Source organism: Sphingomonas sp. dw_22 (assembly GCF_018449795.1).
Classification (GTDB): Bacteria; Pseudomonadota; Alphaproteobacteria; order Sphingomonadales; family Sphingomonadaceae; genus Sphingomonas.
Genome location: NZ_JAAVVE010000002.1, coordinates 95,706 through 118,884, shown reverse-complemented (window position 1 = coordinate 118,884; position 23,179 = coordinate 95,706). Strand labels below are relative to the sequence as shown.

The window sequence follows — 23,179 nt, the reverse complement described above, 5'->3', positions numbered from 1 at the left end:
CCGCGCATCTCAGTAGCGGAACCGCAGGCCGGCGAAATAGCTGCGCCCGGCGCCGACCGAATTATAGACCGAATCCTCGGTGCCGGTGGTCTGGCGGATATAGGAATCGGTCAGGTTGCGCGCCTCGATCGAGGCGCTGAGCTGGCCGAGCAGCTTGATGCTGAGCTTGACGTCGAGCGCATCATAGCCGTCGATCCAGCGATCCCCCACGGAGGTGGTGCCGAAGGTACCGGTGAAGCTGCGCCCGCGCATCCGGTAGTTGACGTTGAGGTCGAACGGGCCGGCGTCGTAGCTCGCCTGCAGGTTGGCGAGCCATTTGGGCTGGTTGCGCAGGCCGTCCACGGCGCGTGTCGTGCCGTCGGTGAAGACGACGTTCCAGGTGCCGTCGAGCCAGGTGAAGTTGGCGCTGAGGCCGAGCCGGTCGAACGGGGCGGGCAGGAAGCCGAAGCGGCGCTTGGCGGCGGTCACCTCCACGCCGGTCACCCGGGCGCTGCCGGTGTTGAGCGGGATCGTGTCGATCGAGGTCAGCTGGCCCGATGCGTCGCGGTTCTCGGTGCGCTCGCTGAAGGTCTCGCCGGCGATGTCCTTGTGGAACAGCGCGATCGAGAGCACGCCGTCGTCGAGATAATATTCGACGCTCGCATCGTAATTGGTCGAGATGCGTGGGCGGAGATGGGGATTGGTGCCGTTGTTCACCTGCACCCCGTTGGAATCGAAGGTGGTGGTGAGGCCCGGCGCGAAATCGGCGAAGTCGGGGCGGCCGAGCGTCTTGGTGAAGGCGGCGCGCAGCTTGAGGCGCCGGGTGGCGTCGAAGGTCGCCTGCACGTTGGGCAGCCAGTTGCCGTAGCTGAAGTCGCGCCGCACCGGCGTCACGACATTGCTGACCAGGTTGGCGGTGTGGGTGGTGTCGTCGGTATGCTCGTAGCGCATGCCCGCGAGCAGATGGAAGCCGGCGCCCGCGAAGGTCAGCTCGGCATGGGCGGCGGCGACGTCCTCGATCAGCGCATAATCGGTGGTCGGCGCGAGATCGGTGCGGACGGTGCCGTTGGCGTGGAGGATATCCCAGAAGCTGTTCCAGTCCATCTTGATCGCGTCGTTGTCCGCCATGGTCGCGCCAGCGGGGGCGATCTGGGCGAGGGTCAGCGTGCCGTAGGAGGCGGGCAGGCTGTAGAAGCGCTGGGTCTGGTCGAAGCCGCGATCGAGCCGGGTCCAGCTCGCGCCGGCCGCGGCGCCCAGGCCGCGGGCGGTGGCGTGGTTGTTCCAGTTGAAGTCGCCACGGACCGAAGTGACCTTGTCCTCGAGGATCTGGTCGCGATTATACGAGGCGCTGCCGCTGCTCGCCGCGGTGTTCCGGAACACCCAATTCGCCGTATTGTCGTAGCGGGCCGCGTCGGCGGGCGTCACGTCGGGCACGTCGCCGTTCAGGTCGTAGCTGCCGTTGAGCCCGGAAAGGCGGATGCCGTCGCCAAGGTTGCGGGTCAGCACGTCGTTGTAGAAGTCGGTGTAGTTGGCGCGCAGCACCAGCACGCCCTTGTCGAGCATGCGATAGTCGAGACCGGCGCCGACCACCTTGGCGCGGCGCTGCATATTGTAGTCATATTCGCGGATCTGGCCTTCGCCGCCGGCGAAATCGGCGGTGCCGGGGCCGGTCTGGGTGATCGTGCGCGCGCCGCCCGAGGCGATATAGGCGTCCTCGCGCTGGAGGTAGAGTTCCTTGGTCTCGTCGAAATAATTGCCGGAGACGAAGGCGTAGAGGCTGTCGGTCGCCTGGAGCTCGACCTTGGCGTAGAGCGCGGTGTTCTCGGTGTAGCGGTCATAGGCGCTGTCGAAATAGAGGTTGCCGCCGACCTGATCATGGCCGCTCGCCTGGGTATAGGTATCGACGCCGCCATAGATGTCCGATCCGGCATAACGTTGGTAATTGCCCCCGATCACCACGCCGAGCCGCCCCTCGGGTCCGAAGGTGAACTTGCCCGCGCCGTAGATGCTGCCCGAGGGCGTGTCGTGGACCTTGCTCTCCTGATCGTAGAAGCCGATCCGGCCGCCGACGGTGAAATACGGCTTCGAGCCGCCGTCGAACGCGCGCAGCGTGCGCAGCGCGATATGGCCGCCGATCGAATTGGCGTCCTGATCGGGCGTCACCGTCTTGTAGACGCTGGTTTCCTTGACGATCGCGGCGGGGAACATGTTGATCTGGGCGCCGCGATTGTTCTGGCTTGAGAACCAGATCGGATTCCCGTCGATCTCCATGCTGTTGTAGCGCGAATCGAAGCCGCGGATCGAGACATAGCCGGCGTCCGACGTGCCGTAGAACGCGTCCGAGCTGACCCCGACGACGCGCTCCAGCGCCTCGGCCAAGGTGGTGTCGGTGGTCTTCTCGATCTCGGTCGCGGTGGTCGAATCGACGACCCCCGTCGCGGTGCGCTTGATCTGCTCGGGCGGCGTCTCGATCGAGCGGCGCGCGGTGACGACGATCTCGCCGACATTGGTCTGGTCGGCGGCCTGCTCGCTGGTCCGGGCAGTTTGTGCATGGGCGGCGGCGGTGCCGAGATCGGCCAGCGCCAGGATGCTCGCCGAACAGGCGAGGCGCTTCGCGAAGCTGCGCATTTGCGGATTCCCCCTTTGTGATTGCCGAGTCGATTGGCCGGTCCGCATTCCGACTAGGCCGCTAGCGTGACAGTTTTATTTAAGTTATCGAACTTATCTTAATTGAGACGGTTGCGCCGGACGAAGAGGTCGGGGAAGGGATGGGCATGGCGTGGATCGGAAACCTCACGGACAGCTATCGCCTCGTGCTCGACACGCTGTGGCGCAACGGTCCGTCGTCGCGGGCGGAAATCGCCGATTCGACCGGCTTCACGCGGCCGGCGATCTCGCTGATGGTGCAGGAACTGACGACGATGGGGCTGCTCGTCGAGCAGCCGGCGCGCAAGGGGGGGCAGCGCGGCCAGCCTTCGCGCCCGCTCACGGTGCGCGCCGATGCCGGATTTGCGGCGGGGGTGAATTTCTCGCACTCCTATCTGGAGATGGCGGTGGTCGATCTTGCCGGCGCGATGCTCGGCTCGACGCGGGCGCGGCTGTCGAATCCGGACCCGGAGGAGATCGGCAGGATCTCGGCCGCGGCGCTCGACAAGCTGGTCGCCGAGCACGAGCTCGAGCGCGGCCGGCTGCTCGGTATCGGCATCTCCTTTCCCGGCGACTTCAAGGCGGACGGCACGCTGGCGCCGCATCACTATTTCCCGGCGCTGGCGGAGCCGGGGCTGGCCGAACGGCTTGAGGCGCGGCTCGGCGCGCCGGTGATCCTGGAGAATGACGGCCGGGTCTGCGCGATCGGCGAGCGGGTTATGGGGGCCGGCACGGCCTATCGTACCTTCATGCTCGTCCATATCGGTCACGGCGTGGGCGGCGGGCTGATCATCGACGGTAAGCCCTATCGCGGCGCGCAGGGCAATTCGGGGATCATGGGCCAATATTATCCCTATGGTGCGCCGCGTCCCTCGGGCCAGGACCTGCTCGAGACGCTCGCCCGCGAAGGATTCGCGGTGGACGATTTCGACGGGCTGGAGAGCCTGGCTCCGGCAAGCGCGCCGGTGGTCGAGGCCTGGGTGGCGCGCGCGGCGGGGCAGTTGCGCGGCGACCTCGCCCGGGTCGGCCGATTCTTCGGGCCGGAGGCGATCATCCTGGCGGGACGGTTGCCGCCGGCGATCATGACCGCGCTGGCGGAGAGGATCGACCTCGACTCCGTGCTGCGCCCGCTCGACGATCTGCCGACCCCGCCGCTCATCGCCTCGTCTCTCGGCTCGGCGGCGGGGATGATCGGGGCGGCGTCGCTGCCCATCTTCCGGGGGCTGCTGCCGCATAGCTGATCGCAGGGTTGCAGTCCTTTCGTCATCCCCGCTTTCGCGGGGGTGACGAATTCCGCCTGATCACATCTTCAGCTTCAGGCCGAACCAGTAGGAGCGGCCGGGCGTGGTCGTGGTGGTCGGCGCGCTGGCGTCGATGCCGGTGTCCTCGATCCAGTAGCTGTTGGTCAGGTTGCGGGCCTCGCCGAACAAAGTGAGGTTGCGCATCACGCGAATGGTCGCCTGGGCATCGAGCCGTTCGTAATGGTCGATCCAGATATCGCCCTCGGGCGTCGCGCCGAAGGTGCCGGTGAAGGTTCGTCCGCGCAGGCGATAGCCGATATTCGCACCGAACCGGCCCTGGTTGTAGGTCAGGATCAGGTTGGCGAGCCATTTGGGCTGGTTGCGCAGGCCGTCGACGGTGCGGGTGCTGCCGTCGGTGAACACGACGTTCCACTTGCCGTCCAGCAGGGTGTAATTGCCGTTGAACCCGAAATTGGCGAGCAGGCCGGGCAGGAAATCGAACCGCTCCTTGACGATGCTCGCCTCGAGCCCGTTCAGCCGGGCGCTGCCGGTGTTGAGCGGGATCGTGTCGATCTGGGTGAGCACACCGGCGTCGTCATAGGTGTTGCGGACCTGGCGGAAGGTCTCGTCGTCGAGATCCTTGCGGAACACGCCGAGCGAGACATAGCCGCCCTTGAAATACCATTCGATGCTGGCGTCGTAATTCTTCGCCTTGCGCGGGCCGAGGTCCGGATTCGCGCCGCTGACGATCTTCACCCCCTGCGAATTGAACGAGACGGTGGTGCCGTTGGCGAAATCGGCGAAGTCGGGACGGCCGATCGTCTCGGTATAGGCGGCGCGCAGCTTGAGGCCCGCGATCGGCTGGAAGGCAGCCTGCACGTTGGGCAGGAATTCGGTATAGTCGCTGCGGCGCGCCTGCGGGGTGATCACGCCCGAAATGGTGCTGGCAGTATCGTTGTCGACATTGGTCTTCTCGACGCGGAAGCCGGCGAGCAGGCGGAGGCCGGGCCGGGTGAACACCGCCGAGGCATGGCCGGCGAGAACGTCCTCCTTCAGGCGATAGTCGGTGGTGAGCGCATCGTCGCGCGAATAGGTGCCGTGCGCCATCACCCAGGCGATGTAGGCGGCCTGATCGATGAAGCCGGGATTGGCGCCGTCGAGCGACTGTGCGCCGGCATCGATGTCGACGATGTCGGACAGGCGCAGCGTGGGGCTGGCGGGAATGCCGTAATTGTTCGTCGTCTGGTCGAAATTGCGGTCGAGCCGGCGCCACGAGACGCCGCCCACGAAGCCGAGGCCGCGGGCGCTTTCCTGCGCGTTCCAGTTCAGCTCCGCGCTGGCATTGTAGACATTGTCGCGGTGCGGCAGCGTCTGGAGGAAGGCCGACTTGCCGGTGCGCTGCACCCAGTTGGCCGAGTTCGACGCCGAGGCGAGCGATGCGCTGTCGAGCGTCACGCCGGGCACGTCGCCGTCCAAGTCGTAGGTCCCCGAGAGGCCGCCGATCTGGAACCGCTCCGACCGGAACAGCGCTTCGTCGTGATTGTAGCGGGTATAGGCGGCGCGCAACGCGAGCGATGCGCGATCGGCGAGGCGATAATCGAGGCCCGAGCCGAGCAGGATCGTCTCGCGGTTGAGGCGGTATTGCTCGAAATAGGTCTCGCCGGTGCCCTTGGTGAAGGTGCCGCTGTCGGCGGTGGCGCCGGTCACGCGCGTGCCGGTGATGAAGGTGCCGCCGCGATCGAAAGACTGGGCGAGACTGTCGTCGAAATAGCTGAGCGAGACGAAGCCGTAATATTTGTCTTCCGAGCGGGTCTCGATCTTGCCGTACAGCGCCTTGCGCTTCTGCCGGGTCGGGAAGATGCCGTGGAAGATGTCGCCGTTCGCGACGTTCAGCCCGCCGATCTGGCTGTAGGCGGTGACTTCATTGTAGCGGTCGAAGAAGCCGAACTGCTGATATTCGCCGCCCAGCACCACGCCGAACCGGCGATCGGGTCCGAAGGTGAACTTGCCGGCGCCGTCGATGCGCAAGGACGGGATGCCGCTCGCCGGATAGCCGTCCTGATCCGAGAGGCCATAGGCCGCGCGCAGCTTGAAATAGCTGCCGGTGCCGCCGTCGAAGGCGCGCAGCGTGCGCAGCTCGATATGGGCGCCGATCGAATTGGCGTCCTGATCGGGCAGCACGGTCTTGTAGACGTTGATCTGGTTGATCACCGACGCGGGGAACACGTCGAGCTGGGTGCCGCGATTGTTGCGCGACGAGTTCCAGATGACGTTGCCGTCGACGTCCATCGAATTGTAGCGCGCGTCGAAGCCGCGCACGGTGACGGTGCGCGCCTGCGAGCTGGAGAAGCCGCGGTCCGAGCTTACGCCGGGGAGGCGACCGAGCACCTCGGCGAGCGAGCGATCGGGCATGCGCTCGATCTCGCGCTGGGTGAGCGTGTCGACGATCTGGTCGGCATTGCGCTTGGCGTCGCCCACCGACTGGTTGAGCTCGCGATAGCCGGTGACGACGATCGTCTCGTCGGCCTGGGTCGGCGCATCGGCGGTCGGCACCCCGGTCTGGGCCGAGGCGGCGCAGGGGAGCATTCCCAGGACGAGTGCGGTGCCGGCCAGGGCTGTGGCGCGAGACAGTTTCATTGGCGAATCCCCCTTTGGTGTTCCGTTTCGACTCGCCGACTAGCCGCGCTGGGCGACATTTTAATTACACAAATAAATTTAACTGCGCAGCTTTAACCCTGCGGCACAATTGATAGGTGTGTCGCGATTCATCCGGGAGAAAGGCGCTGACGGCCAAGCTGAACCTGTCCGCGAACGAACGTCGCCTGATCGATCTGGTATGGCGGCGCGGGCCGATCGCGCGCACCGACCTCGCCGGGATCACCGGGCTGACCGGTGCTTCCGTCACGCGGATGGTGCGGACGCTGAACGATCTGGGGCTGGTCGAGGAGACGGTGAACCGCGTCGGCGCGCGCGGCCAGCCGACCCGGCCGGTGCATATCAACCGATCGGGCGCGCAGGCGATCGGCGTCTATTTCTCGCATCGCCATGCCGAGATCGGGCTGATCGACCTGGGCGGCACGATCCTCCATGCCGAGACGCGCGTGCTCGAGAATGCCGATCCTGCCGCGCTCGGCGCGCTGGCCGCGTCGTTCATCGCCGATGTCGAGGCGCGCGGCCTCACCGGGCGGGACCGGCTGCTGGGCGTCGGCGTCGCGGTGCCGGCCGATTTCATCGACGGCGTCCACCAGCTCCACGCCCATGCCTATTTTCCCGAGCTGGCCCGCCGGGACGCGCTGCGCGATTTCGCGGCGGCGGTGCCGGTGCCGGTCTATGTCGAGAACGACGCGGCGAGCGCCGCGCTTGGCGAGCGCATTCTCGGCGCGGCGCAGAACCTCGATTCCTTCATCTTCGTCCATATCGGGCACGGCGTGGGGGGCGGCATCATGATGGACGGCCGGCTGATCCGCGGCGCCCGGGGCAATGCCGGGATGATCGGCATCCAGTTCCCCAACGACCGGCCGCGCCCCTCGGGCCAGGACCTGTTCGCGACGCTGGCGCGCGAGGGGATCGCGGTCGACGACTTCGCCGACCTGGAGGCGCTGAGCGTCCAGAGCTGCGCGCCGTTGCGCGCCTGGATCAAGCGCGCCGGCGGGCAGCTTCGCGAGCAGCTCGGCATCACCGCGCGACTGTTCGATCCCGAGGCGGTGCTGCTCGGCGGTCGGTTGCCGCTGCCCTTGCTCCACGCGCTGCTCGCCGAAGTGAACGTGCCGGGCTTCTGCGACGAAGGCGTGGGGTTGCCCCAGCCGCGCGTGGCGGGATCGATGCTTGGCGTGCGCGCGGGCCTGGTCGGTGCGGCGTCGCTGCCGATCTATCGCGTGCTGCTCGACTGGCGCGAAGATGAGGACGCCGCGCCGGGGCTGCTGCTGGGCTAGCGGCTCCGGCAATTCTCCCGTGCGGTCACCGGATTGCAGCGGACGAAGCCGGCGCCGAAGCGCACCGAATAGCGGGAGAAGCGCGGATCGGGGCCGGGAAAATCGGTCGAGATGAAGGTCGCGCCGCTGTCGAAGGCGGCGTTGCGGCGGGTGGGGTCGTTGCGGCGCGCCTCCTCGGTGTCGGCGTCGGCGCGGGTATAGACGAGCAGCCCTGCGCGGCGCGCCGCGGCGATACGGGGATCGCGCGGATCGGGCAGGATGGCGATGCGGTCATGCGGGCCGGCGCGGAAGGGCGCGCGCTTGACCGGCCTCGCGGCGGTGAAGATCAGGTCGTCGCCGTCGCCGTCGCCGTCGCGGTCGGTCGCGGCGCGATAGCTTCGCGCATGGTCCTCATCGTCGAGCAGCATCACCATGACCTTGCCCCGAAGCGCGCCCAGCGTCGGCCATGCGGCCCCGACATCGCCCGGCCGGAACAGGGCCGGGCCGAAGGCATCGGCCAACTGCCGCTTGAGCCGCTTCCACCCATCCGCGCAAAGTCCCGCGCAGCCGAGCTTCCGCGCGGCCGGATCCTCCTTGACCTCGATCATCAGGATGATCGGCAGATGGCCGGGATGGGCCCCGGACCAATCCGCCACCTGCGCGAGGCAATCCGCCAGGAGCGGGCAGTTGCTGCGCGGATCGTAGGTCGGCTTGTGCAGCACCTTGAAGCCCGGCGCGCGCATCTTGCCGGAAGGATCCCAGAGGGAGTCCGGCGCCTTGCCGTCCCGGGCCAGCGCATCGAGCAGGGGCGGGCGGAGGAAGAGGGTGCCCTCAGGATCGTCATGGACGTCCAGCTCGAGCGCCCGGATGCCCCGGTCGAGCTGCTGGTCGAGAGGCTCGCGCGCATAGTCGATCGCGCGGGCGAGGCGCGGGCCCGTCCAGTAGCTGCCGTCGCTGAAGCCCGAATGCCGGAGATACTCCAGCAGGTCCGCGTCGGGCCGCAGGTGATAGCTGTTGTGCGTGCCGATGATCTGCACCTCGTCGAGCCGCAGCATATCCTCGGGCACAGGCTCCTGGCCGGCGGTCGCGCCGGTCTGCAGCAGGGTCGTCATCGCCAGGGCCATGGCTTTGCGCATCGATGGACTCATCCTCATGCGCTGGCAATATAATTGCTTTATGTAAGTTAAAAGACGGAAAATATTCTCCTGCCGCTACGCGCTTCCGGTCATGCATGGGCGAGCGCACGGGCATCGCGAACTGCCCTGTTCGGGATCGCTGCCGATCCTTCTGCAGTGCCGGCTAGGCCGCAATCGCCCCCTGGTGCTGCTTCGCCAGCTTTTTCCTCGAAAGCTTGGGCGACAGGTGATGCTGTCCGCCGGAGACGGGTTCGCGTTTCAGCCGCACCGTAGCGCGAAGGCCAGGATGATTGTCCTGCAACGTCAGGCTGCCGCCATGCAGGGTCGCGACGGCATTGACGAGAGCGAGACCCAGCCCGCTTCCTTCGTCGGCCCGTGCGCCATCCAGCCGGCCGAACTTCCGCAGCGCCTCCCCGTGTCGGTCCGCCGGGATGCCTTTGCCTTGATCCGCTACGACCAGCGCCACCTCGTCGGTTTCGATGTGGACGGCGAGCGCGATTTGCCGGCCGTCCGCGCCATATTTGAGGGCATTGTCGACGAGGTTCGCCAGTGCGCGCGCGATCAGTCCGCGATCGCCGAGCAGCTGGACTGGGCGAGAAACCCCGCACTCGATCGAGACACCCCTGTCGGTCGCGGAGGGCTGATACATCTCGCAGAGATCCTGAAGCACCTCGACGACGTCGAAGGGGGCGAAATCCTCCCGGCCGATCCCCGCTTCTGCGCGACCGATCTCCAGCGCGGATTCGAGCAGCTGGAGAAGCCCCGCGACCTCGCGTGAGATCGCGTCGAAGCTGGCGAGATTGTCCGTGCCTGGCAGCATCCGCGTCGCGCGCTGCACATGAGCCGATATCCGCATCAGCGGCGAGCGGATATCGTGCGCGAGCGCGTCGGTCAGCAGACGGAGTTCCTCCACGAGCGTTTCGATACGCGCCATCATCGCGTTGAGGGATTCGCGCAGGCGATTGAGCGGGTCGCTGCTGCCATCGGTCGCCAGGCGGCGGGACAGGTTGCCGTCGGCGACGTGCTGCCCCGCGACGGCGATGATCTCCACCATGCGGTTCATCCTTCGGATGATCAGCGTGCTCCCGAGCAGGCCGATGGGCAACGCCAACGCCAGGGCGGCCGCGAGCGCCAGCAGCAATGTCCGCTGCATTGTGGCCCGTCCGTCGAGCAGTCCGCCGAGCAGCAGCCGCTCGCCGGACGGGAACTCGGTCGTGAACGCAAGGAAGGGCTCGTCCTGCTTCCTCCCGTCGCGGTGAAGCGTGATCGGGTTCCAGTCCGCCGGTGTCTTCAGGCCGGCAGGCCATGTCGTGACGTTTCCGGAGATGCGGTGGCCGTCGGGTGCGACCAGCATCAGGGCGCTGTTGTCCGAAGGGCCGTGCCTGGTCTTGGACCGGACGGCTTTCTCCAATTCCTGCGCGCCTCCCTTGGCATAGTGGCGCAGCAGATTGTCCTTCCGGCTCTCCAGCGGCCGGGCGAAGCTGTTCAGCATGAGCCGGTCCGCCTGAACGTAGACGAGCACATAGCCCGGCAATGTGCAGATAAAGATGAGCGCGAAGTTCAATAGCAGGAAATTCGCGGTCGTCGTTCCGAGCCAGCGCCGCATTTCAGCGCATCGTCCCGAACAGATAGCCGACGCCGCGCACGGTGTGGATCAATGGATCGGTACCCTTCACGTCGATCTTCTTGCGGAGATTGCTGACATGGACTTCGACGATGTTCGTGCCGGGGTCGAAATTATATCCCCAGAGTTCCTCGATTATCATCGAGCGGGTGACCACATGACCGTGATTCCGCAAGAGATATCGCAGCAGGCGGAACTCGCGGGGATGCAGGGTGATCTGCTTCCCCGACCGGTCGACGCGCAGCGTCTCCACGTCCAGGGTGAGATCGGCGAGGGAAAGCCTGGTATTCGCGTTTTCCGCGGTGCTCCGGCGATGTAGCGCCTCGATCCGGGCGATGAGCTCCGACAGGTCGAAAGGCTTGACCAGATAATCGTCGGAACCCGCCTTGAAGCCGTTCACGCGCTCGTTGGTGGCCCCGATGGCGGAGAGGATGATGACGGGGGTTCTTACCTGCCGTTCGCGCATCTCCTGCACGACCGCGAGCCCGTCCTTGCCCGGCAGCATGCGATCCAGGATCACCATGGCGTAATTGCCTTGCAGCGTGCGCGCGAGGCCCTTGGCGCCGTCCTGTTCCCAGTCGACGGCGAACCCCGCTTCGCCGAGGCCGGTCATCAGGAAGTCTGCCGTCTCGGCATCGTCCTCGACAACCAGGATCCTGTCGTTGGCGGCCGACTGCACAATGGGTCCCCGTGCTCGCGCGCACTCGATCGGCCAGGCGCTCGGCTGCGGCGCGATCAGCTTCGAATTGCCCATAAGCCGCTAGATCGGTTCCGTTTCGCTTTCGTGACAGGGGCGTCGAGTCTCCGCTCTTTCGAGAGCATTGAGAGTGATTCTCAACGAATGCTGCCAGATTAAATGACCTTAAGGTTCGCTGCTCGTAACAGAAGTGCAACAGGTGAAATCTAGCGGCACAGATAATGCGGCGGAATGGTCATTAATAACAATATTTCAACGACTGATAATATCCGTGCTGCGAATAGAATAACGTTCCGGCGGCGCCGATATGGTATCCGTCAAGGAGTATTATTATAATTTTACTTGGGGGATATCGTTCGCATGAAAAGAAATAATCTCCATCGCATCAAGTCGCTTGGCCTGGTTTCCATGGCGGCACTCGCGCAGGCGGGGCTCACGATGCCCGTATCCGCCAAGGATGCTGGCCCGGCGGCATCTTCCGCGGAAGGGCGCGACGCGGGTCGCGTCACCGGCGTCGTCGTGCGCGCGGACGGAGCATTCGCCAGCGGCGCGCAGGTCCGTATCGACAGCAGCCAGAGCGTCGCCGTGGCGGATTCCTCGGGCCAGTTCTCGTTCGACGACGTGCCCGCCGGCGCGCACACGGTGACCGTCACCTATGTCGGCAGTTCGAGCACGTCGCAGGAGGTCACGATCGTTCCCGGCCGGCCAGCCAGGCTGCGGATCGTCCTGTCGGTGGGCGAACAGGCCGCCGGCAGCGATATCGTGGTGACCGGATCGCGCCCCATCGCCGAGTCGCAGGAGGCGGCGCTCCAGCTCAAGAAGGCGTCGAATTCGATCATCGACGTCCTTTCGTCCGACTCGCTCGGGCAATATTCCGACCAGAACGTCGCCGAAGCCGTGACGCGGCTGCCGGGCATCGCGGCGCAGCGCGACCAGGGGCGCGCGCGCTATGTCTCCATCCAGGGCGCGCCCAATCAGTGGACGACGCTCTCCATCGGCGGCGTCAACGTCGTCAGCCCCGAAGGCCGGCAGGCGCGCTTCGACACCATTCCGTCGGAGCTCGCGAGCCGCATCGTCGTGAAGAAGGAAGTCACGCCCGACATGCCGGGCGAAACCATCGCCGGCAATATCGACATCATTCCCCGCAGCCCGTTCGACTATCCGCACACCAAGATCCTGCTCGACGGCGCCTACGGCTTCAACGAGCTCGGCGAGGGCAAGCAGTATAATGTCGGCGGGGTGTTCTCGACACGCTTCGCGCACGACACGCTCGGCATCCTCCTCACCGCGTCCCGCGAGGCGGGGGATTCGGTGACCGACAATTACGAGATCAGCTGGGCCAGCGTCGCCGACAAGGGCGACGACAAGACCCAGGACTGGGCCAAGAACTATACCGACAAATTCTATCGGGTGCAGCGCTCCACCACCTCCTACAGCGGCAGGCTGGAATGGCGGCCCGACGCGGACAACAAGCTGTCCTTCTCTTCGGTCTTCACCGAATTCGACGACAAGCAGCTGGAGAACAAATACCAGTTCATCTTCAGCGACGCCGCCGCCGGCTATGCGAACGTCGGATTGGGCAACACACCGATGCAGGGCCTCGAGACGGGCGTGGGGATAAAGAGCTCGGAGGATTCCGACAACGACATCCAGCGCATTTTCTCGAACACCCTGTCCGGCGAGCACAACCTGGGCAGCTGGCGGATCAAGTGGTCCGGCAACTTCACGCGCTCCGACAAGATCGCCCGGCCTCCTTTCGGCACCGATTGGGCGAACGCCAAGACCCCCACGGCCCGGCCGAGCATAGCGTACGACTTTTCGGACCCCAGCAATCCCAAGATCAACCTCTTCACCACCGTCGCCAATGCGGACAAGACCTATTCGGCAGGCGCGGCGAAGACATCGATTTCACCCACCGAGCTCGCCCTGACCAGCTTCTCGCGCGAGGACGGGCTCGATCGCACCGATGCCTATACGGGGAAGTTCGACATCGATCGGGACGTCGAGCTGTTCGGGACCAGCACGACATTCCGCTTCGGCGGCGAGTATGACCGGCGGACCAAGACGTCGCGGAACAACCTGACCTATACCGCGGAGCCCGGCGACATCCAGGCGGCGGGTTTCGACGTGCCGACCCAGGGCGACCTCGCGATCGACACGCCCTACAAGGGCGGGCGGGACCTGTCCTACGGCTTCCAGTATTTCTCGAACTCCGCCATCCAGGACTTGATGGACAAGTATATCGCGTCGGGCGCCGCCACGATCGACGAGGATAACATCAAGACCAGCAACTACTGGGTTCGCGAACAGATCTATGCCGGCTACGCGATGGGGACGACCTCGTTCTCCTGGGGCAACATCGTCTACGGCGCCCGGATCGAGCATGTCGAGAACGAAGGCACCGCCATGGTCAACGGCGACAATGGCTATGAGAACGTCTCGACCAGCTCCTCGCAGACGCTCGTCTTCCCCAGCTTCCATGTGAACTGGAACATCCATCACGACATGAAGCTGCGGCTGTCGCTGAACACCGGCGCCGCGCGGCCGGAATATTCGACGCTGCGGCCCAACTTCGAGATCAACGACGAGGAAGAGGCGATCAGCGGCGGTAATCCCGATGCCAAGCCCGAGCGTTCGAAGGGGGTGAACCTCGCCTATGAATGGTACATGCCCTCGACCGGCTTCTTCACCGTCAGCGGCTACTACAAGAAGCTGAGCGACGTGCTGTTCGACTATACCGAGCAGGAATTCGGCTCGGACATCCTCAACAGCGGGGGCATCGATCGCTCGCTTTATGAGTACAGCACCACCATCAATGGCGGCAGCGGGTCCATCAGGGGCGTCGAGATCGGCTATCGGCAGCCGCTGAGCGTGCTGTTCCACGCGATCGGCCTGCATGGCTGGATCGACGGCTTCGGCGTCGAGGCCAACGCCACATTCAACAAGTCCAAGGCCGAAACGCCCGACAAACGCGAAGTCCCCGTCCAGGGCGCGTCCCCACGCCTCTTCAATCTTTCCGGCTATTACGAGAAATACGGGATCTCGGCGCGCGTCAACTACACCTATCGGTCGAAATATCTCGACTCGCTGGGCGATGCGGCGGGCGACGAATATTGGGCGGCGAACGGGCGGCTCGACGCTTCCGTGCAGTATGCCGTCAATCCGCGCCTGCAAGTCTACTTCCAGGCCAACAACCTGACGAACGAACCCGGCATCCGCTATGTCGGAATCTTCGCGCAGCAGGCCGAGCACGAAGTGTTCGGGCGCAAGTTCCTGTGGGGCCTGCGCGCCAACTTCTAGGATCGAGCATGTGGGAAGGCGGCGCCGAAGCGATCTTCGGCGCCGAGCATACAGGCGCTCGCGGGCCGGGCGCGACAACGAGGATATTGGCATGAGCATCACGATCACGCGACGGAACGTCATGGAGGCGATCGGCCTCGCAGCCGCGGCGACGCCCTTCAGCAGCCTGAAGGCGCAGACCACGCCCACGGTCTCCTTCATGGCGATCGGCGACTGGGGCCGGCAGGGCGAGCCGCACCAGCGCGGCGTAGCGGACGAGATGGGCCGGCTCGCCGCGCAGATCGGCAGCCGCTTCACGCTGGCGCTGGGCGACAATTTCTACAATTCGGGCGTCCAGTCGGTCGAGGATCCGCTGTGGAAGGAATCGTTCGAGAACGTCTACACGGCGCCGTCGCTTCAGCATCGCTGGTACGCCATTCTCGGCAACCACGATTACAAGGGCAATCCGCAGGCGCAGATCGACTATTCGCGCACGAGCCCCCGCTGGACGATGCCGGGCCGCTACTATGTCATCCCCGGCGCGAGCATCAGCGTGCCCAATGCCGACATCTTCATGATCGACACCGCGCCGCTGGTTTCGCAATACCGCAAGGAGCCCGCGGCGACGGCGGAGCATCATGTCCACGATCAGAACGCGGACGCGCAATATGCGTGGCTGGACAAGGCGCTCGGTCAGTCGAAGGCGGACTGGAAGCTGGTCTTCGGCCATCACCCGGTCTTCTCGGGCGGCCAGCATGGCGACAGCGACGACCTGATCGTCAATCTCCTTCCCATCCTGAAGCGGCATGGCGTGCAGGCCTATGTCTGCGGCCACGATCACGACATGCAGCACATCCACAAGGCCGGGATGCACTTCATCGCCACCGGCTGCGGTTCGACCGTCCGGCCCGTCAACCAGGTCGAGGGCACCAGGTTCGCGATGTCGCGGTCGGGGCTCTCGCTGTGGCGGCTCGGCGCGGAACAGCTCGATTTCGCCTTTTACGATTGGGGGGCATCGAAGGTGTACGAGGCGTCGATCCTGCGCGACGGCGGGGAGGTGGCGCCGGCGAAGCCGAAGTCCAGGCAGGCGAGTGCGGAGGACTGACCCTTAAAGGGGGCGGATCGTCGCATGATCGCCGCTCCACCCATAGGGAAAGTCCGGAAGTTCAAGCCTTCATGAGCTTGGACGGCCTGAGATCTCCGGCGAAAGTGATCGTATCGCTCTCGTCGCGGCTGTCGGTGACATAGAGGCGGTAGCGGCCGTCCGGGCCGACACGGACGATCACATGGCCTTCGGTGCTTTTCACCTGCCGCAGGAAGCGATCGTTGACGGCCCGGCCGGCAGGATCGAGCCGCGTGACGAAAACGTCGCGGGGCGTCCTGCCGCGCCACGCATCGAGCATGCGCTGCAGCGATCCCATGGCGGGATGGGTCGCGTGCCACGCCTGGACGACATAGGCATCGGCATCGAGCGCGCGCGTGAAGCCTGGCCAGCACGCATCGAAATAGCCGTGATGGTCGGCCGAGGCGACATCGACCCTGCCTGCCGCTCGAACGATCGGCGTCTCGACGTCGAGCCACGGCACGGCGCCATCATGCGTGTCGGCGACAAGATCTCCGCCGGCGAAGTAGCGGAAAGGTCCATAGGACAGGACCGTCGCGATCGACATGTGGTTCTCTTCGGGGGAGGCTTCGGTCGTCCAGCTTGATCGCGGCGGCAAAAGATCGCGGGATTGATCGCCGATGCCCGTCCACACGCGACCGTTGCCGCCGACGAACCTGAGGGAGAAGGCCCCCGCCCGACGCGCTTCGACCTGCTCGGCCGATCCGACCGCGACATGCTCGACCCGCCGGCCCGCCTTCACGCGCGCGTTCAGCCAGGCGAGGTGGTTGGCGGCGAACGGAGCCTCGATGAGGGGCAGGGGTGCATAGTCCGGGAACCCGCGATCGATTACAAGGCCGGCCGGCATGCGGGCATCGACCTCGCTCAGGCCGGTGAGGATATAGCCCTCCGAAGCGCGCGGATCGTCGTCCTTCGGCGAGCCCACATGGTCGGGATGGACATGTGTCGCGATCATGTAGTCGAGGGTCGTTCGGTCTGCCGCGCGTGCCTGCCGCAACGCATAGCGCGCGACCCATTCGCCCGCTGATCGGGAAGAATCCGGCCGCAACGGCGTCGATGCGGGCGGTCCGCCGCGCGTCGCGCCGCAATCGATCAGGATCGTCGTGCCGTCCGGTCCAAGGATGAAGGTCGCATTGCCCACCCCCGTGTCGATGTGATGGATGTCGAGTGTCCCCGGCGTCCATGGCGGCAAGGTGCCGAGGGCCGCCGCGACCCGGCGGGGTTCGAGCATCAGCAGGCCCCCGCCCATGAGCCCTCCGATGACGAAGGCGCGCCTTTGCAGCCGCATGGTCAGCATTGCACCCTCGCTATCATGCCGCAGGTTTCGACCTCGCGGAGACGGGCGGGGGGAACGCGATCTACGGTCGCGCTGGTGGCGTGGCGCATTCGAACCTCCTGGCGTCGTTGATATCGCCCGTCCCCTTGTATCGTGCCGCCTGCGGATAGGGGCAGAGGGGGCGGGACATGGTGGTGGCGGGGTCGTTCGGAGCCTTGCCCGATCCGATGAACATTTGCGGTGCCACGCCCTTTTCGACCCATTGCTCGAGCGCGAGCATCAGATCATGCTTCGGATCGGTCGCGTCCGCATCGTCCGTCGGAGAGATCGAGGTGGGGCCGGCTCCACCATAGCAGTGCCCCATGCCGGGGATCATGAAGAGGCGATAGAAGTTATCGACCGGGCCTGATCCGCCATATTCGCGCATGAATGCCGAGACATTCTCGTAATAGGCGATCGAGCCGCCGGCTGGCATCAGGGCGTCGGACCAGCCATGATATTGGATGAGCTTGCCGCCATGGGCGCGAAACGCGCGGAGATCGGGATTGACGGCATCGACGACGGGTGAAGCCTTCCGATCGGAGAGCGCGATATCCTTGTCGAAGTCCAGCGCCCGGAAGTCCCAGTCCATTTGCTCGAAAACGGCCTGGCCGAAATAGGTGTCGCCGAAGGAGAACTCGCCCTGCCGCGAGGGCGTGATGAGGCTGCTCCCGGGAGCGTTCTCGATCCCCGGAGGAAAGCCCGGATATATCTGATGGACGGTCCGTGGATTTCTGGGGCCGTCATAGATACTTCTCAGCGTCGCAACCTGCGAAGTGGTGAGGCAACCGGGGGTGTCTGCGCCCGTGCAGGCAAGCACGGCGGGGTCGAAGCGGCAGAAGCGCGGATCGGAGATCAGTCCGTCCTTGACGCCGTCAATCGCGTCGCATGCCGCGACTGCCGCATTCTGGATCAGCGCCCTCTTGGCGATGGGAATCGCACCGGGGGATTCCGCAAGCTGGGCCTGCCGGTTCCAGACCAGGCCGGCGGCCCAACGGGACCAATTGTTGCCGGGATCGCCGGCGAGGATGCCGTCGAAGGCCTTGGGGAAGCGCTGCGCCACCATCAAGGCTTCGCGGCCGCCGTCGGAGCATCCGACGAAGTAGGACCAGGCGGCGTCGCGGCCATAGAATGCCTTGATCGCCGCCAGCGCGGCGGCTCGGGTCTCGGCAAGCGCGCGATAGCCGTAGTCGATCAGCTTCTCCGGATGTCCGATCGCGAATCCCGCCGATCGCGTGCCTGTGCCGTCGTCGCCGATCCCACCCTGATGGCCGTCATCGGTTGCCGCTGCGGCATAGCCGCGCCGCACGGCGGCGGCCAGCGGACGCCGGTGAATGGCGCCGGCCCACCCGCCGTTTCCGGTCTGCTCATACTTGCCGTTCCAGTGCTCCGCGGGAAGCCATATCTCGATTCCTATTTCGGAATCGCTTGCCGGGCGCGCCACGGCTTTCACCTCGCAATGCGCGGTCAGCGCGACGGCGACAGTGCCTGCAACGGTCGGTTCGGCTTCGGGGAACGCCCCGGCCGGCATCAGGGTCGCCGAGGTGATCTGGACCTTCGGCAGGTGAAGGTCGTTCAGCCTTTCACAGGCCTGCCGGGCGAGATCGGGCTGCGTAAAGGGATAGGCTTGCGCGTTGCCCGGCACCGGTTGCGATGCGGCGGCGCCAAGGCTCAATGCTCCGATGATGGCGGTCCGGCGGATGCGGTCGATCATGCTGTTCGCCTTCAGACGGCCCGAGCGTCGAGGTGGAACGGGCTGAACCGCTCCACCTTTGCTCGGCGCCGCGCAAGCGGGATGCTCAGAAATGCCAATTGAGATTGACGCCGATCGTTCGCGGCCGGACGATCGTGCCCTGCTGCGGGGTGGATCCGTATTCCTGCGCGATCGTCGATGTCAGGAAGGTGTAGCTATTGGTGACATTGTTCGCGAACACGCTGAATTCGTAGCTTTTGTAACGGACGCCGGCGCGCAGATCCAATTGGCTGTAGGACGGAAAAACCTGCCGCACGGCGGTGCTGTTGGTCGCAAACAGACCCAGGCGCCGGCCCGTGTAGCTATAGGCTCCCCCGATGAAGCCCTGGGCCGAACCCAGATCGATCCGTTGTTCCGCCGTCAAGCTCGCCGAGAATTTCGAGCTGTAGGGCAGGAGGGTGCCCGCGGGAGCGAAAGCCGTCGCAGCGGGCAGCGCTTCGGTCAGCTTCGCTTCCCCGACAGCGAAATTGCCGCTGATGTCCAGATGACGGGTCGGGCGGAGGGTCGCTGAGGCTTCCATGCCGGTGCTCTTGGCCTTGCCCGCGTTGGCGGAATAGATCCCGATGGCGCCGCCGCCCAGGAGGAGCGGCGCATTGGCCGTCACCTGCAATGAGGTCCAGTCGATGCGATAGGCCGAAAGATCGAGCGTCAGCTTCCTGTCGAAGAAGTCCCCACGATAGCCCGCTTCATAGCTGACCGTCCGATCCGGCTTGGTCGTATAGGGAATAGGGATCGCGAAGGTCAGGCCGGGGCCGTTGACGACGCCCGGCCTGAAACCCGACGCCACGCGCAGATAGAACAGGCTGTCGGGATTGAACTGATATTTGGCGTCAGCGAGAAACGTGACAGCGCTCTGAGTGCCGCGATAGGATGTCGTGGTCGCGTTAGCCGGCGCCAGGGGGCCGGTCTGGGCGAGGGTGGTCGCCGCCTGAGTCATGGACGAGTAGCGGATGCCGCCCTCGACGGAGAGCTTGCCCGTGAGATGCGCCGACACATTCGCGAAACCGGCATATTCTCGATAGTCGGAGTTCGGCGCCGGGAGCGCGACCCGGACATTCCCCGCGGGAGAAAGCTTGGCAAGGGAAGTCGCGTAGAGATTGGCGTACCAGCTTCCGGCATCCTCACTGGTGAAATAGGCGCCAGCAAGAATGTCGAACATTGCAACCGTTTTGCTCAGTCGTATTTCCTGGGAAAACCTGCGCAGCGGACGGTATGTCTCCTGATATACTCCAGGCGTGCCGAAGTTGGCGAGCGCTGCATTGGAATAGGGCGCATAGCCGGACAAATCCGTCTTCGTGCGATAGGGGTACTGATTATAGGTCGTGATGGACGTCAACGCCGCGCCTGCGACGCTGGTATTCAAGGTGAGCGCATAGTGCGAGACATCGAGCGAGTAGCTGGCGTTGCCCTCCAGGCCGGACTGGCTATACTTCCCCTCCGCGGGGGTGAGCGTACCGTCGCTTTGGATGTTGGCATCGACAAGCCCGGCGCCGTCGCCTTCCGTTCTCTGCCGCATCACGTCCAGCCGCAGGGTCGTCCCGCTATCGACCTGCCACAGCAGCGCCGCTCGTCCGCCGAACGATCGACTGCTGTCGACATCCTTCCGGCCTGTCACGACATTGTCGATATAGCCGGGGTCGCGGCCGTCAAAGGCGCCGACGCGGATCGCCAGATTGTCGGAGAGCGGAACGTTGACCCCGCCGCGGATCATGTACCCGCTATCGCCATTCACGGACCTGACACCCTGCGCGCTCAGATTGCCGCTGAAGGCGCTGGTGGACGGAGCCTTGGTGACGAACTTGATCAGCCCTCCCATTCCGGACGAGCCGTAAAGCGTTCCCTGCGGCCCCTTCAGGAACTCGATCCGCTCCAGCTCGCCCGGATCGATATTGGGAAATACGGAATTTCCGGCTCCGGCGGTGGTGCTGGAGCCGAACGGCGAGTCGTCGATGACGAGGCCGACCGTCGGATTCGTGGTGGAGGAGGTTGCGATGCCGCGGATGTTGACCGCCGTCAGCCCGGGTTCGGCGCCGCGCGGCATCGGGGTGATGTTCAGCCCGGGTACGAAGCGAAAATAATCCCTTATCGTGTTGTTGCCCGTGTCGGAAAGTGACTGTGGCTTCATCACCGTCACCGCCATCGGAACGGCCCCGAGCGTTTCCGTGCGTTTCCGTGCGGTGACGACGATGTCGGCATTCGCGGCCTCCGGCGCATCGGCCGCGCTTGTGGCGGACATGTCCTGCATGGTCGCCCCGGTGGCGCCGACGATCACATAGGTTCCGGCGCCTGTCATCCGGGCAACCAGGCCGGTGTTGGCGAGCATCCGCGCAAGCGCCTGTTCGACCGACATCGCGCCGGAGATCGCCTTGGTGCGGCGGCCTTCGGCGACCCGGCCGGTCACGACGATCTGTATTCTGGCTTGCTGCGCCAGCTGCCGCACGGCGCTGGTCACGTCTTGCGAAGGCACGTTGAAGGTTGCCGTCTGCGCCAAGGCCGGTGAGGTCGGTGCGATTGTGGATGCAATCGCGCTGACGGCCAGCAGACGAAGTGAAGCGTGCATGAAATCCCCCTGGGTTGGTCGAAATGGCAGTTTCGCCTTCACGACGACCCGGGAGAGGGTTTCCGTATTCTATCCGTCTATTTTTTGCCGGCGCCGATCACGATGCCGTCCGCTTCGGTGCGAACATCCGTCCCGAGGCCCGCTGCGACTGCGCGCGCAAAGCCCGCGGCGTCGTCCATGCGGAAGGACCCGTAAAGGCTTTCGCTGCCCAGCGCGGCATTGCCGACGCGCAATTGGAGGCGACTGTGCCGGTTGATCTCGGCGACCGCGCTGTCGAGCGTTTCGCCGTTCAATTCCAGTTGACCGTCCTTCCAGGCGAGCGTCCGCTCGATGTCGGCCGGCGCGACACGGGTCAGCTCCGGCCTGAGACCGCCCGAAGCCGCTTGCGGGAAGCGGGCGCGCTGGCCGGCCACAAGGTCGACACGCCCCGCCGGGGCGTCGATCCGCACCGCGCCCTCGGTGACGAGAACCTCGACGGCCTGCGTCCTGTCGTCCTTCGTCACCTGGAAGGCCGTGCCGATATCGGTGATGACGATGCCGTCCAGCATGACCCGAAACGGGCGCTGCGCATTGTGCGCGGCTCGGAACAGAACCTTTCCGGACCTGAAATGCACATCGCGGTTCTTCGCATCGAAGTCGATCTCGATCCGGCTCTTCGCATCGATCGAAACCGACGAGCCATCGCTGAGCGCCAGCGACCGGACTTCGCCGATCTGGGTTTCATAGGTCTCTTTCGGCGAGCCGATCAGCAGGACGGCGGCCAGCGATGCTGCGAGCGCAAGCGCTCCGCCTCCGAAGATTGCCCGTCGCTTCCATGCCGAGGCTGGCCCGTCATCCTCAGCTTGCTTCTCAATGTCGGGAACGGACTCATGCCAGGGCGGAGCGAAGACGGCCAGCGTAGCCTGCGCGCGCAGCAATGCCCCGGCGTGCCTCGGATCCTGCGCGAACCATTCATCCAGTCCCGGAGGAGCCTGATCCGGCGCGGCATCGAGTTTTGCCGCCCAAGCTGCCGCTTCGGCTTCCAGCTTCTCAACCGATTTTCCGCCGCTGGTCGCCAATCTTCCGTTCTTCCTGTTCGTCTTCGTCGGCACCTCGCAGCGCACGCTGGATCGTGCGGAGCGCCCTTTGGACATCGTTCTCGACTATATGTTCGCTGACACCAAGTCGCTGCGCAATCTCGCGTTGCGATATCCCTTCCATCCGCTTCCAGGTGAAGATGGTTCGACATCGTTCGGGAAGAGTCACCAGCAATGCTTCGACGAGCTTGAGCTGCTCCCGTGCAATGACGGCGGCCTCGACCCCTATCGCCTCGTCCTCGACGATCTGCGTCGCATTTTCCGTATAATCCTCAAGGCGCACGACCCGCGCGCGCCGAAGGCTGTCCCGCCACGCATTCTTGACGATCTGCATGAAATAGGCGCCGGGCCGGTCGATATGATCGACCGACGTGAGCGTGGCCAAGCGGCAATACGCGTCTTGGATCAGGTCATCGACATCGCTCTCGGCAACCCCAAGCCGGCGCAGCGCCGCCCTGACTTTCTGCTCCTGCGGGACCACATGAAGTGAAACCCATCGGACAATATGAGGGGGGCAAACGGTCACGCTTGGGGATTCTCCGACCCCCAGCCACTGGACGGGGATTGCGAAACCACCGTGACAATTCAAATGGGTCTGTCCGACCGTAAGGATTGAGGCGGCAGCACCCGCCCGCCTAGCGGCGATTGCCCCCTAAAGCCTGCCGGACAGCCATCGGCCATCTTCAATCTCTCTCCGGATAGAAATTTCCCAATGGTCTGAGTGCCCATCTTTGTCCTGGAAGCGGCACCATTTCCCGAAATCCGCAGGAAAGCTGGGTTTTGGCAGATCCCATAGAGGACTATCTGAGAACCGGCAGTGCTGGGTCGATCGGCAGCTA

Annotated in this window: 14 protein-coding genes; 4 read left to right on the top strand and 10 right to left on the bottom strand. The window is 65.1% G+C overall.

Annotated features, from left to right (window positions below):
* Positions 1-9 precede the first annotated feature (9 nt).
* Positions 10-2,607, bottom strand: a complete 2,598-nt coding sequence (locus HB724_RS01340; RefSeq protein ID WP_213979100.1) for a TonB-dependent receptor — start codon at positions 2,605-2,607, stop codon at positions 10-12.
* Between the two features lie 146 nt (positions 2,608-2,753).
* On the opposite strand from HB724_RS01340, the gene HB724_RS01335 reads away from it, so the two are divergent.
* Positions 2,754-3,866, top strand: coding sequence for an ROK family transcriptional regulator (locus HB724_RS01335; RefSeq protein WP_213979099.1), 1,113 nt, complete (start codon positions 2,754-2,756; stop codon positions 3,864-3,866).
* A 60-nt stretch (positions 3,867-3,926) separates the two neighbouring features.
* Here the strand turns inward: HB724_RS01335 and HB724_RS01330 are convergent, their stop codons facing one another.
* Positions 3,927-6,503: a TonB-dependent receptor gene (locus tag HB724_RS01330; RefSeq protein WP_213979098.1), complete on the bottom strand. Its 2,577-nt coding sequence runs from the start codon at positions 6,501-6,503 to the stop codon at positions 3,927-3,929.
* A 116-nt stretch (positions 6,504-6,619) separates the two neighbouring features.
* On the opposite strand from HB724_RS01330, the gene HB724_RS01325 reads away from it, so the two are divergent.
* The gene (locus HB724_RS01325; RefSeq protein WP_213979097.1) at positions 6,620-7,798 is read left to right on the top strand and encodes an ROK family transcriptional regulator; all 1,179 of its coding nucleotides are present in this window, start codon (positions 6,620-6,622) and stop codon (positions 7,796-7,798) included.
* Here the strand turns inward: HB724_RS01325 and HB724_RS01320 are convergent.
* From HB724_RS01320 to HB724_RS01310, 3 genes are all read right to left on the bottom strand, one after another.
* Positions 7,795-8,913, bottom strand: a complete 1,119-nt coding sequence (locus tag HB724_RS01320; protein ID WP_213979096.1) for a phosphatidylinositol-specific phospholipase C domain-containing protein — start codon at positions 8,911-8,913, stop codon at positions 7,795-7,797. The two genes, HB724_RS01325 and HB724_RS01320, sit on opposite strands and share 4 nt — an antisense overlap.
* Before the next feature lie 163 nt (positions 8,914-9,076).
* A complete protein-coding gene (locus tag HB724_RS01315; RefSeq protein WP_213979095.1) occupies positions 9,077-10,519 on the bottom strand; it encodes a HAMP domain-containing sensor histidine kinase in 1,443 nt (480 codons plus the stop codon).
* 1 nt (position 10,520) lies between these two features.
* The gene (locus tag HB724_RS01310; RefSeq protein WP_213979094.1) at positions 10,521-11,291 is read right to left on the bottom strand and encodes a response regulator transcription factor; all 771 of its coding nucleotides are present in this window, start codon (positions 11,289-11,291) and stop codon (positions 10,521-10,523) included.
* Positions 11,292-11,594: 303 nt separating this feature from the next.
* Between HB724_RS01310 and HB724_RS01305 the strand changes: the two genes are divergently transcribed.
* Positions 11,595-14,534: a TonB-dependent receptor gene (locus HB724_RS01305; RefSeq protein WP_213979093.1), complete on the top strand. Its 2,940-nt coding sequence runs from the start codon at positions 11,595-11,597 to the stop codon at positions 14,532-14,534.
* A 91-nt stretch (positions 14,535-14,625) separates the two neighbouring features.
* On the top strand, positions 14,626-15,618 hold the full coding sequence (locus tag HB724_RS01300; RefSeq protein ID WP_213979092.1) for a tartrate-resistant acid phosphatase type 5 family protein: 993 nt from the start codon (positions 14,626-14,628) through the stop codon (positions 15,616-15,618).
* Positions 15,619-15,679: 61 nt separating this feature from the next.
* Here HB724_RS01300 and HB724_RS01295 read toward each other — a convergent pair whose 3' ends face one another.
* The 5 genes from HB724_RS01295 to HB724_RS01275 form a co-directional block, all read right to left on the bottom strand.
* A complete protein-coding gene (locus HB724_RS01295; RefSeq protein ID WP_213979091.1) occupies positions 15,680-16,867 on the bottom strand; it encodes an MBL fold metallo-hydrolase in 1,188 nt (395 codons plus the stop codon).
* 127 nt (positions 16,868-16,994) lie between these two features.
* Positions 16,995-18,665 (bottom strand): tannase/feruloyl esterase family alpha/beta hydrolase, encoded by a 1,671-nt coding sequence (locus HB724_RS01290; RefSeq protein ID WP_213979090.1) that lies wholly within the window; start codon positions 18,663-18,665, stop codon positions 16,995-16,997.
* Positions 18,666-18,750: 85 nt separating this feature from the next.
* Positions 18,751-21,264: a TonB-dependent receptor gene (locus HB724_RS01285; RefSeq protein ID WP_213979089.1), complete on the bottom strand. Its 2,514-nt coding sequence runs from the start codon at positions 21,262-21,264 to the stop codon at positions 18,751-18,753.
* 77 nt (positions 21,265-21,341) lie between these two features.
* Positions 21,342-22,322 carry a FecR domain-containing protein gene (locus HB724_RS01280; RefSeq protein ID WP_213979088.1) on the bottom strand — a complete coding sequence of 327 codons (981 nt, stop codon included), beginning with the start codon at positions 22,320-22,322 and terminating at the stop codon, positions 21,342-21,344.
* Positions 22,294-22,821, bottom strand: coding sequence for a sigma-70 family RNA polymerase sigma factor (locus tag HB724_RS01275; RefSeq protein ID WP_346344644.1), 528 nt, complete (start codon positions 22,819-22,821; stop codon positions 22,294-22,296). Before HB724_RS01275 ends, HB724_RS01280 begins: the two co-directional genes overlap by 29 nt.
* Between the last annotated feature and the right edge of the window lie 358 nt (positions 22,822-23,179).

Bases quoted from the DNA above. Each gene is read 5' to 3' on its own strand.
- HB724_RS01315 (WP_213979095.1), bottom strand. From the start codon at position 10,519: ATGCGGCGCTGGCTCGGAACGACGACCGCGAATTTCCTGCTATTGAAC.
- HB724_RS01320 (WP_213979096.1), bottom strand. From the start codon at position 8,913: ATGCGCAAAGCCATGGCCCTGGCGATGACGACCCTGCTGCAGACCGGC.
- HB724_RS01340 (WP_213979100.1), bottom strand. From the start codon at position 2,607: ATGCGCAGCTTCGCGAAGCGCCTCGCCTGTTCGGCGAGCATCCTGGCG.
- HB724_RS01305 (WP_213979093.1), top strand. From the start codon at position 11,595: ATGAAAAGAAATAATCTCCATCGCATCAAGTCGCTTGGCCTGGTTTCC.
- HB724_RS01290 (WP_213979090.1), bottom strand. From the start codon at position 18,665: ATGATCGACCGCATCCGCCGGACCGCCATCATCGGAGCATTGAGCCTT.
- HB724_RS01335 (WP_213979099.1), top strand. From the start codon at position 2,754: ATGGCGTGGATCGGAAACCTCACGGACAGCTATCGCCTCGTGCTCGAC.
- HB724_RS01285 (WP_213979089.1), bottom strand. From the start codon at position 21,264: ATGCACGCTTCACTTCGTCTGCTGGCCGTCAGCGCGATTGCATCCACA.
- HB724_RS01300 (WP_213979092.1), top strand. From the start codon at position 14,626: ATGAGCATCACGATCACGCGACGGAACGTCATGGAGGCGATCGGCCTC.
- HB724_RS01330 (WP_213979098.1), bottom strand. From the start codon at position 6,503: ATGAAACTGTCTCGCGCCACAGCCCTGGCCGGCACCGCACTCGTCCTG.
- HB724_RS01295 (WP_213979091.1), bottom strand. From the start codon at position 16,867: ATGCTCGAACCCCGCCGGGTCGCGGCGGCCCTCGGCACCTTGCCGCCA.
- HB724_RS01310 (WP_213979094.1), bottom strand. From the start codon at position 11,291: ATGGGCAATTCGAAGCTGATCGCGCCGCAGCCGAGCGCCTGGCCGATC.